We start from the raw sequence: 10,961 nt of genomic DNA, 5'->3' as shown, positions 1-10,961 counted from the left end.
CGTTGAGCGTTTTTCGACTTCCGACTTACAAGAGCAAAATCCGAGCAGTGGTCGTTCGCGCTGTATCCGTGCATCGGGCGAAGTTTGCTCCGCCGCTTTTCCGCTTTTTCCGCATAATTGACAGAGCGCCGTTTTATCGTTATATTTAAAAAAATTCGTTTTGGAGGAATGTTATGGCCGGAACAAGTAAAAACTCCCGTACATCGGTTGCGACGCATAAATTTATGTGTCCCGACTGCGGCGGAGAAATCATAATGAAGACTATGTTCGAAAAGGGAAAAATTAAAAACGTGGCGGAATGTTCTAAGTGCAAGCGGACGGAGCGGCGCCCGAAAGACTTTAAATGATTTTTTATTCGTACGGAGGATTAATGCCCCTGCACTTTGCGTCGGGTATGTTGATTTTTACAATGCGAAAACCGCACTCACGGGTGCGGTTTTTTTATTTAACCGATTAACCGAAACGACGGCTTTATTGGCTCCGCCATGCGTCAATTTGCGCTTCCGCCGCTTCTCCATGTGTCGAGCTGAGTTTGAATCAAGCGCGGAGCTTCTTCCAAAATCGCGTTTTGCGCTTCTTTCGTTTTCGGCGCATCGTAGATTTTTACAATCGTCACTTTATAGCTGCCGTTTTTTAAATTCGTCATGATCGTGCGGAGCCTGCCGATCTCCCAGCCGCCGTCGAGGGCGCACACGACGACGGGGAGCCCCGTCGCTTCGGCGAGTTTTCGAAATCCCGCGGAATAAAATTTTCCGACGTTTCCGTTCCGCGTGCGAGAGCCTTCGGGAAAGAGCACCGGAATTTGATCGCGAGCGAGCACGCGCTTTGCAAAATCTTCGATCGTCTTCATCGCCGTTACGGGACTTGCTCTTCGAGGGATAAGGCAGTGCTCCTGTGAGCGCAGCATTTCCGATACAAGCGGAATATGGCGGCCTAGCTCCGCCTTTGCGACAAAGCGCAGACTTTTATCGCGAAAATAATTCATATAGCAGGGTATGTCGAAAAGGCTTTGATGATTCGAAATGATGATAAACTGCGGCGGAAGTTCGCGAAAACGCCGCTTGTCGCCGATAAAACGAAAATGCTTGTAACACGATAAAATCGAAAACAAGCGCGGAGCTACCGTACGCACGATATAATCGGAAAGAACGGCGCTCGCTTTTTTAGATATGGGATACAAAATGATATTGCCGATGGACGGCAATGTTACCATTCCGAACAGGCAGCATAGTGTGACAAGGCTCGACATGGCATCATAATATAATGAAAAGTCCCAGCTGTCAAATAGAAGGGGATGGGTATCTCAAAAGTCGGTTACTTCTTTGACAGCCCTAGTCCCTTGTCAGAAAGCGCTCGGTCTCCGCGACAATCGTATCGAGATCTTTGTAAAGGCGTTTCGATTCGGGTATGCTGCCTAAAAATATCGTGCCGTAGCGCTTTTCGTAGATGCGTTTGTCGAGGAGTGCGACACAGCCGCGGTCGTCGCTCCGTCTTATAAGGCGTCCGAATCCCTGCCGGAATTTGATCACCGCTTCGGGAACGCTGAGTTCCATAAACGCGCTTCCTCCGCGCTTTACGACGGCTTCGGATCGGGCGGTAAAGACCGGATCGTTCGGTACGGAAAACGGCAGCTTTACGATGATCACTTGCGAAAGAGAGGAGCCGGGCACGTCGACGCCCTGCCAAAACGAATCGGTCGCAAAGAGCACGCTTCCGATATCTTCACGGAACGCATCGAGGAGGCGGGAAGCATCGTCGTCGCCCTGCTTTAAAAGTCGGAACTTCGAAAGAAAGGGAGCCGCATCCGTAAAAGTGTTTTTGAGCATATCGTAGGATGTAAAGAGAACAAGCGTCCTGCCCCGTGCAGCCGAAACGAGGCGGCTCACCGCCGACACGACAAAGCGCTGAAAGTCGACGGCGTTTTCGGGAAGAGGGGCGTCGGACGGAACGGAAAAAAGCAGGTTCGTTTTATACGGAAACGGAGACGGAAAATCTCCCGTAAGGATGCGATCTTCGTCGGCAAATGAAGCGCCCGTCCGCCGCATCCACCACGAAAAATTTTTGTGTATCGAAAGCGTCGCCGACGTACACACGACCGACTGCATCGGTTCGAATACGCCCGTGTTCATAAGAGGCGCGATGTCGAGCGGCGTTTTCGTAAACAGCGTGTACTGCCGATCTTCGTCTTTTGCCGAAAGCGCATCGCTCGGAAGATATTTTTTTTGCAAGTAAAATACCGAATCGCGTTTTTCATCCCACGCCGTAAAGTCGTTGAACAAAAGCAAAGCCGCTTCGAGCCTGCGAACGACGAGCTTCGCTTCCCAATACGCGCCTGCCGCTTTGTCCTCGTCCGTGATGCCTTCCATCAATTCTTTTACGAGGGCGATAAGCGATGAAAGAGAAGACGCAAGGGAAGCGGCAAGAGAAAGAAGCGGCCCGAAATCGCGAGAAGTCGCATCGGAGAGGCGGATCGTGTAATCGTCCTGCAATATATCTCCCGCCGCAGTTTCCAAATCCGCAATCGCCGACTTAACGCGGCTCACGATTCCGCTCGCATCCGCCGCGCGCTCTTCGTTCGACGACAGGATCGCAAGCGTGCAGATATATCCCGCTTCGGAATTTTTGTGGCTGCGGTACAAAAGATTTACTTGACGCAAAAGCGCAAATCGGTTCGCCGTGCCGCTGAAAAAACTCGTCGCCGCGTTTTCGATACCGTGCGCTTCATCGAATACAACGTGACGATACGGCGGCAAAACCGCCTGATCGTCCCAGCCCGCTCCGCTCATGCGCGACTCGATGTCGGCGAAAAGCAAGTGGTGATTGACGACGACGATATCGGCAGAAGAAGCCTCTTTTCTCACTTTCATGACAAAGCACTGCGTGTAAAAAGGACAGCGCGGCCCCATGCACGCATCGCTTTCGCTTTTTATGCGCGACCATATCTTTTCTCCGGGCATAAAGGGCAAATCGCTTTTGCTTCCCGTCGCGCTCTTGTCAGCCCACCGGGCGATCGCATCGAAGGTTTCCGTATCGTCTCCGAAAAGCTCTCTTTCGCTTCCCGCGTCCGAAAGGCGGCGGAGGCACACGTAATTTTGCCGCCCTTTGACGAGAACGGCTTTGCACTTTTTTCCGATTATTCTTTCCGCCGCGGGAATGTCTTTTTCGCACAGCTGTTGCTGCAAATTAATCGTGCCCGTGGAAATGACGACGCGCTCGCCGTTCGAAGACGCCCACAGCATCGCGGGGATGAGATAAGCGTAGGATTTTCCGACGCCGGTTCCCGCTTCGAATACGCCGAGCGAATTTTCATTGAAGGAGCGGGCGATGCTTCGAAGCAGAGCGATTTGCACGGGGCGCTCTTCATAATTTTCGGACAGGACGGAAAGCGGGCCGCCGTTTTCGAGGTAGAGAGATACCGCATCGATATCGAGTTTTTTAATCGATTTCGGTTTGACCGCTTCCATGACGACGTAGACTCGAGAAGCGCTGTTGTCGATGATGTAAAAACCTTGCGCGCGCTCGGAGGCGGCGGAAGCGGCCGCCATATCCGCGTCGGAAGGTTCGAGGTATCCGCTCGGATGATTGTGGATGAGAACCGCGCATTCTCGCACGTCATTTTGATTTATGGGAACTTCGCTCTCGTTGCCGCGGGCGCCGACTTTTACCGAAACGACGATCCCCGACGAATCGATATCGCCGGTAAAAAACACTTCGTTCCCTCCCGCTTCTTCGACGGCGCGCTTGAGCTCATCGATAACTGAATCTGAAAAATATTTTCGGCTGTCCATCACTTCCGTCCGGAACGCTTACAACTATATGAAATTGCATCGCTGCAAAACAACGATTATGTCGTCCCCGTATTTCCTCACGTAAAAATCTAACCGTAACTATCAGCTTTCGGCAGAGAGTCTTAGCCGCATCATATTTCTTTATGACTTTTGCGTCTACTCGTTCCTTTGCAATAATCTTCATCTAGATTTAACGTGATGCAACGCGTTGTGTTGACTTTTCGTACAATGTGCTATAGACTTATATCAATCGATTACATTATCGCGGTTTTGCTTTGCATAAACCGCGTTTTTTGTATCATTATCCTGCGTCCGATACCGGAAATGTCATACCGGAGTGATTTCGCTTTCTATTGGAGTATGTGATGCGACCTGCACTGTACGATGCCGATGAGCCGTTTCCGTCCTTTTCCCGGCGGAGGCGGCTGCAAAATCGTCTAAAAAATTATTTTACCGATCCGTACAATATCATCATGCTCGTTTCCGTAGCGATTTTATGCTATCTCATCGTCGTGCCTCTCGTGCAGATGATCGGTACGACGCTTACGATGGCGAAAACCGACCTCCGTCGCGTGCGCGGTGCGCTCGAAGGTCAGTTTACGCTGTACTATTGGAAGCGGCTTTTGGCAAGCGACGTTTCGCGCAATCTCTTTTGGATTCCGCTCCGCAATTCCCTTGTCATCGCCGTTTGTACGAGCGCGCTTTCGATTCTCATCGGCTCTCTTGTCGCGTGGCTTTTAGTGCGTACCGATCTGCCGGCAAAAAGATTTTTTTCGCTTGCGGTGATCGTACCGTATATGCTGCCGTCGTGGTGCAAATCCATGGCGTGGCTCACCGTGTTCCGTAACGAAACGATAGGAGGAGCTGCGGGCTTTTTAAGCTATTTCGGCATCAACGCTCCCGACTGGCTTGCCTACGGGCCGCTTCCGATCGTACTCGTGCTTTCCATACATTATTATGCCTATGCGTATCTCCTCGTTTCCGCAGCTCTCCGTTCGATCAATTCGGAACTCGAAGAGATGGGAGAGATCGTCGGCGCGTCGAAGGGGCTTATGCTCAGGAAGATCACCTTTCCGCTCGTGCTTCCGGCCATCCTTTCGAGCGTCATATTGACTTTTTCAAAAGTGATGGGCACTTTCGGCGTTCCGTCTTTTCTCGGTCTCAAAGTCGGCTACTATACGATTTCGACCTCGCTCTATGCGACCGTTCAATCGCAAAAAGGCACGGGCTTTGCGATCAGCATTATGCTTATCCTCATCGCGTCGGTAAACATCTTCGTCAATCAAAAGCTCATCGGTTCGCGGAAATCCTATGCGACGATCGGCGGAAAGGGCGGCCGCTCGACGCCGCTTTCGCTCGGTTCGTGGAAAGCGCCGACGGTCGTTGTACTCTCCGCGTTTTTGGCCGTAGCCGTCATACTGCCGCTCGGCATTTTGCTTTATCAAACCTTTATGCTCCAAGCCGGCGATTACAGTTTTTCGAATTTTACGCTGCATCACTGGCTCGGCGAAAGCGACCCCTTGATTTCCGACGGACTTCCCGGCGTCTTCAAATCGCCGCAGTTTTGGATGTTCGTCAAAAATACGCTCTTGCTTGTCGCGTGGACGGCCGTCATCGCGACGATCTGCGGACAGGTCATCGGCTATATCAATTCGCGCGGCAGGCATTTAAAAAGCGGAAAGCTCGTCGAACAGCTCGTGTTTATCCCGTACCTCATTCCGTCGATCGCTTTCGGTGCGATGTACCTTGCCATGTTCGCATCTCCGACCCGCGTTTCGTTTTTCGGACATCCGCTGACGCTCATTCCGTCGCTGTACGGTACCTTTGCCGTGCTCGTTCTCGTTTCGATCGTAAAACATTTGCCCTTTGCTTCCCGCGCGGGTACGTCCAATATGCTCCAGATAAGCACGGAACTCGAAGAAGCGGGGCAGATCGCGGGTGCGAATTTTTTGACGCGCTTTTTCAAAATCGTGTTTCCGCTTTCCAAAAACGGTTTTATGAGCGGTCTCATGCTCATTTTAATAAGCATCGCAAAGGAGCTCGATTTAATCGTCATCCTCATGACGCCGACGCAGGCGACGCTGCCGTATATGGCGTACACGTATTCGACGAACGGCTTTCAACAGCCGGCGAGTGCCGTCGCAATCGTGCTTTTTATCCTCGTGTTTTTATTCTATTGGATCGCAAATAAATTTTTCCACGCCGATATTGCCGGCGGGCTCGGAGGCTAGACGTGAGCAAAATCGTATTGACCGGCATCAACAAATATTACGGAACGAACCGCGTTTTAAAAGACGTCGATTTGACGATCGAAGACGGAGAGTTTATGACGCTGCTCGGTCCTTCGGGCTGCGGCAAAACGACGACGCTGCGCGTTATCGCGGGGCTCGAAAAACCGCAGTCGGGCTCAATCGTTATGGACGGCGAGCGCATCGTAAACGCGGCCGAAAGTTTTTTCGCACATCCTGCAAAAAGAGGCTTAAATCTCGTATTTCAGTCGTACGCTTTGTGGCCGCACATGACGGTATTCGATAACGTCGCCTTCGGTCTTCGCGTAAAGCATACGCCGAAAGACGAAATCAAAAAGCTTGTCGAAAACGCGCTCAGCCGCATGCAGATCGGCGAATATGCGGGGCGCTATCCGTCCGAGCTTTCAGGCGGACAACAGCAGCGCGTCGCCATTGCCCGCGCTATCGCAACGCCGGTCGAACTCCTCTTACTCGACGAACCTCTGTCGAATCTCGACGCAAAGCTCCGCGTCGATATGCGCAGCGAACTGAAGCGATTGCACGAGGAGATGGGCACGACGATCATCTACGTAACGCACGATCAAGTGGAAGCGCTCACGCTGTCGACACGCATCGCCGTTTTTTTCAACGGGCACATCGAACAGGTTGCAAGTCCTATGAGCTTATACCAAAATCCTGCAAGCGTGCGCATCGCGGAATTTATCGGAAATCCGAAAATAAATCTCACGGGCGGAAAAGCGAAGCGGACGGAAGCGGGGCTCGAAGTCGAAAGCGCATTCGGAAATTTCACATTTCAAAAAAGCGACTGCACCGATAAGATTCCCGACGGAACATTCGACTGCAGGATAGGCTTTCGGCCGGAAGAAGTGACGGTTTCCCGCACGGCCTCCAAGGGCGCCGTCGAGTGCCGCGTGTATTCGAGCATGCCTGCGGGAAGCGAAACGCTCATACGCCTTTCCGTCGCCGGAGAATCTTTCCTTGCAAAGCGGCTCGGTATCCGTCACTACAAAGCCGATGAAACGGTTTACGCGGCTATAGCCCCCGAAAAGATCAACGTGTTCGACGCGTCGTCCGGCGTTCTCGTAAAAAAATCCGTCGAAGGCGAAAGCGATTGATCGTATCGATGTAATTATCGGATATTGTAATTAATTAATTATTTTTATAGGAGTATATGATGAAAAAGATTGCGGTAGCGATGCTGTTGGCGGCGGCGATGTTTTCGTCCGCATTTTCGATGGGACAAACCGAAACGAAATCGAACAGCCAAGAAGCGAAGTGGGCGAGGGACAACGGACTCGACAAAGACGAAAGCGTCGACGAACTCTATCAAAAAGCGAAAGCGGAAGGCTCCCTCGTCATTTATACGATTTCGAGCCGTACGCAAAAAGTTGCAAACGCTTTTAAAGAAGCGTACCCCGGCATCAACGTGGAAGTATACGATATTTCTTCCGGCACGTTGAAAGAAAAATTCGCAACCGAATATAAATCGGGCATCCGCACGGTGGATATTTTGCATTCGAAAGAGCAGGTCGGCGAATACACGTATGAAATGTTTTCCGAAGGCATGCTGCATAACTATCAGCCTGCATCGATTTTCAAAAACGTTCCGGCTTCTTATATGACGCTCACTCCGCTCATGCTCGAACTCAATCTGTGGTTTTACAATATCGAAGTGTATAAAACGTGTCCGATTACGTCGTGGTGGGATTTTACGAAGCCCGAATGGAAGGGACGCGTCGTATTTCAGGACGCGGCGAGCAACGACGCTTACTGCGCTCCGCTTACGGCTATGGTGCAGCATGCGGACGAAATGGCTGCCGATTACGAAAAAGTGTTCGGTAAAAAAAATCAGCTTGCAAAAGACGAGCCGAACGCGGGATATGCTTTTATCAAGCGCTTTCTCGCAAACTCGCCGATCATCGCAAAGGGTTCCGATGAAGTTATCGAACTCGTCGGCGCAAAGGGTCAAAAAAATCCGCCGGTCGGCTACGCGTCTTCCGTAAAGCTTCGAAAGCAGCGTGACGGTTACGCAATCAATTACGGTCCGAAGACCATGCACGTGTCGAACGGCATTCCCGCGCTGAACTTTATCGCGATCGCGAACGAATGCAAACATCCGAACGCCGCAAAGCTTTTTATTAAATTTTGGATGGGAGGCGAAGACGGAAAAGGGAAGGGCTATGAGCCGCTCGTTTCCCTCGGTTCGTGGTCGGTGCGTCCCGAAAATCCGTCGGCGAAAGGAAATATTCCGCTCGCCGATATTCCGCTGTGGGACATCGATTTCGATTATATCTACAACAATATCGAAACCGTCCGCGATTATTGGATCGCGCACAGAAACTAAACTGCGGATCGTGCAAAGATCGCATATCGATTTTTGCGCGCCGCATGCGTACTTTGCGCGGGGCTGTCCTTTACGAAGTTTTCAATAACTTCCGGGACAGCTCCGGCTTCCTTGTTTGCTATCCTATTTTTTAAAACCTGTATTTCATTCCCAGCTGCACAAAGCTGTTGTGACGGAAGGCGGGGAATTCGCTTTTGTCCGCATCGAACGTGTGGATAAATAAGCCCGACGCGATGATGTCGAAGCTGTCGGCGACGTTCCACCTTATCTGCGGCATGACGATGAGGTCTTCGCGTTCGATACCCCAGATGATGCGCAGTTCCGGTTTGATCTTTTCATGATTCCAGCTGTCGGAAATATTTACGACGATTTTATCGTTCGTGTAGCTCGCGTTCGCGTTGTAGTCGACGTCGTATGCGCCGTTATCGCGCACGCCGCCGTCGTTCAGCACGCAGCTTCCGATCGTCTGTACGTTTACGTTGAGGTTACTGAGCGGCAGATCTTTGTCGAATCCGAACACCCAGCCGATCGAGTGATTGCGAATCGCCGCGTCGCTGCCGGAAAAATCGTTTGTCATCGTGTACGCCGCTTCCGCGCGGAAGTTGAATCCGCCGAAGGTTTTCGCTCCTTCCGCGCCGAAGACGTGCAGCCGGTCGTAGTCGATGAATGTGTCGCCCTCGGCGGCATTTCCGGTTGAAAGATAATTTTGAACATAGCTTTGCAGCTTTGCAGCATTGACCGACGCCTTTTTGCTGCGCCCCGTATAGTACGAAAGCCCCACATCCCAAGTACCGAGCGTCGCCGTCGCTCTCACTCCCGCCTGTCCGTATTTCAGCCGGTACAGGTTCGGATAAAAATTATTGCCGGCGAGCGAATTTGCGTGCGAAAGCATTGTCATATATTTTACTATGATTGGGGGAGGGGTAGTACCGGTAATGCCGCCTGGAAATTTGTGTTTGATGACACCCGCCGCTGCCGCCGTCACACTTGCTTTCAGCGCGCTCATTTCAGCCGGCTGCCACATACCGCTTCCGTAACGATCGGCGGTCATAAACGGCGCGTAGATGCCTTCGACGCGCAGGCTGTTTACGATGCCGACATCTTTCGGCGCGTTCCACACGAGGCGCACCATCGGTTCGGAAATGCGCCTGTCGATGTAGTCGGGGATGATAAAATCGGTATAATCGTTCGCGTTGAAGTTGTCGAGCACGTGCAGTTTGTCGCCCTTGCCCCAGACGACTTTCATTTTACCGCCTTCGAGCACGAAGTTTCCGAGATACGCGCGGAGCGTCATCTCATCGATGATATCGAAGGGGTAGTCGGCGATGACATCTTTGTTGAACGCGAATGTTACGTCGGCTTCCGTTTTACTCCCTTCGTATGCGAGTTCGATCTTCCCTTTCGGTTTGATATACGTATCCCAATCGGAAAACGATTTATTGTTGCCGTCCGAGTTCCTGCTGTCGACGTAATAGCGGAAATCGATTTTCGCTTCGCCTCCGATGCTGAGTCCCGCGCTTTTGCCGTCCTGCGATGCGCCGCCGAAATCGTCGGACACATCGCTTTCGAAATCCGCGTTTCCGAAATCGAGCGCATCCTGCGCGTGCGCAAAATAGGGCAGTATAAAACACAGTGCACCGATCAGCGCCGCAATGGCTTTTGTCTTTTTCATATCCGTGTCCCCTTTGTTTAATTATTAATAATTTTTACCGTTGCCGATTTCACTGCAGCCTTTATTTGCCCGTGTTGAGAAAGCTCTGAGTAAATACGCGGTCGGGGATCGGCTTATCGAGGACGATGTTGTCAAGCGCGTTTCCGTTTGCGTCTTTCCGCTGCGTGATCGCGATGCGCGTCGAGTGACCCGTCTGCACGTTTTTGAGCACGTTCGACATGGGGATATTGTAGCCGCCGATGTTTTTAAGCTTTTCTACGGTGAGCACTTTTAAAAGCGAGCCGTCTTTTTTATCGTACATTTCCGCGTACACCGGAACGTAGGTCGCTTTATCGATCCATTGGATGCGGTATTTGTACTGCGCTTTCGACGCGTTTACCGGAGTCGATTTGACGACGTAGCAGTTGAAGCCGTTTTTTTGCTCTTCTTTCAGCAGTTCATGCGTGTCGTCGTCGAGTTCGCGCGTCGACATATCGTCGTAGGTTGCATCCGTTCCGGTAAACGATTTATCGCCTTCGCTCGAATTGACGCGGCGCGTATTGCGGAGCGCCGGGAGGTAGATCCATTTGTCGTCGTCGGCGTTTTTCTTTTCCATTTGGAGAAAGCGTGTATTGATATTGCCCTTGTTCGTACTGTTTTTGAAAATGATGACGACGTCCGACGTGTCCGTCTGTGCGTTGTGCCGCCCGTATTCTTCGATTTCGCGGCTTTCTTCGATCGAACCGTTTTTTGCAATCAAATCCATTTTAATAAGGGAATGATTGTAGGCGGGCTTTTTTACGTTGAGTACCTTTTCGATAACAGCGCGCCCGTCTTCGGCAAATGCCGCTCCCGCTGCGGCGAAAGCCGCCGCCGCAAAAGTGATTTTAATAAGCGATGCTTTTTTCATATATACCTCCTATAAAGAG

General features: G+C 51.4%; 8 protein-coding genes. 4 read left to right on the top strand and 4 right to left on the bottom strand.

The window, feature by feature from the left end; translation table 11 throughout:
• Positions 1–173 precede the first annotated feature (173 nt).
• Positions 174–347 (top strand): hypothetical protein, encoded by a 174-nt coding sequence (locus HMPREF0860_RS13975; protein ID WP_021330258.1) that lies wholly within the window; start codon positions 174–176, stop codon positions 345–347.
• Between the two features lie 143 nt (positions 348–490).
• Here HMPREF0860_RS13975 and HMPREF0860_RS07225 read toward each other — a convergent pair whose 3' ends face one another.
• Together HMPREF0860_RS07225 and HMPREF0860_RS07220 are read right to left on the bottom strand one after the other, a co-directional pair.
• Positions 491–1,213, bottom strand: coding sequence for a lysophospholipid acyltransferase family protein (locus HMPREF0860_RS07225; protein WP_021495628.1), 723 nt, complete (start codon positions 1,211–1,213; stop codon positions 491–493).
• Between the two features lie 118 nt (positions 1,214–1,331).
• Positions 1,332–3,788, bottom strand: a complete 2,457-nt coding sequence (locus tag HMPREF0860_RS07220; RefSeq protein ID WP_021495629.1) for an ATP-dependent DNA helicase — start codon at positions 3,786–3,788, stop codon at positions 1,332–1,334.
• A 365-nt stretch (positions 3,789–4,153) separates the two neighbouring features.
• Here HMPREF0860_RS07220 and HMPREF0860_RS07215 point away from each other — a divergent pair, with 365 nt between their 5' ends.
• Genes HMPREF0860_RS07215 through HMPREF0860_RS07205 form a run of 3 tightly spaced genes read left to right on the top strand, consistent with a single transcriptional unit; the run spans position 4,154 to position 8,381 of the window.
• On the top strand, positions 4,154–6,019 hold the full coding sequence (locus tag HMPREF0860_RS07215; RefSeq protein ID WP_021330236.1) for an ABC transporter permease: 1,866 nt from the start codon (positions 4,154–4,156) through the stop codon (positions 6,017–6,019).
• Between the two features lie 2 nt (positions 6,020–6,021).
• Positions 6,022–7,152: an ABC transporter ATP-binding protein gene (locus HMPREF0860_RS07210; RefSeq protein WP_021495630.1), complete on the top strand. Its 1,131-nt coding sequence runs from the start codon at positions 6,022–6,024 to the stop codon at positions 7,150–7,152.
• A gap of 56 nt (positions 7,153–7,208) precedes the next feature.
• Positions 7,209–8,381, top strand: coding sequence for an ABC transporter substrate-binding protein (locus HMPREF0860_RS07205; RefSeq protein ID WP_038082330.1), 1,173 nt, complete (start codon positions 7,209–7,211; stop codon positions 8,379–8,381).
• 130 nt (positions 8,382–8,511) lie between these two features.
• Here the strand turns inward: HMPREF0860_RS07205 and HMPREF0860_RS13265 are convergent, their stop codons facing one another.
• Together HMPREF0860_RS13265 and HMPREF0860_RS07190 are read right to left on the bottom strand one after the other, a co-directional pair.
• Positions 8,512–10,053 carry a hypothetical protein gene (locus tag HMPREF0860_RS13265; protein ID WP_021330259.1) on the bottom strand — a complete coding sequence of 514 codons (1,542 nt, stop codon included), beginning with the start codon at positions 10,051–10,053 and terminating at the stop codon, positions 8,512–8,514.
• A 61-nt stretch (positions 10,054–10,114) separates the two neighbouring features.
• Positions 10,115–10,942 carry an outer membrane lipoprotein-sorting protein gene (locus tag HMPREF0860_RS07190; RefSeq protein WP_021330247.1) on the bottom strand — a complete coding sequence of 276 codons (828 nt, stop codon included), beginning with the start codon at positions 10,940–10,942 and terminating at the stop codon, positions 10,115–10,117.
• Between the last annotated feature and the right edge of the window lie 19 nt (positions 10,943–10,961).

The sequence above is a fragment of the Treponema socranskii subsp. socranskii VPI DR56BR1116 = ATCC 35536 genome (assembly GCF_000468115.1).
Classification (GTDB): domain Bacteria; phylum Spirochaetota; class Spirochaetia; order Treponematales; family Treponemataceae; genus Treponema_D; species Treponema_D socranskii.
This window is presented reverse-complemented; position numbering and strand designations above follow the sequence as displayed.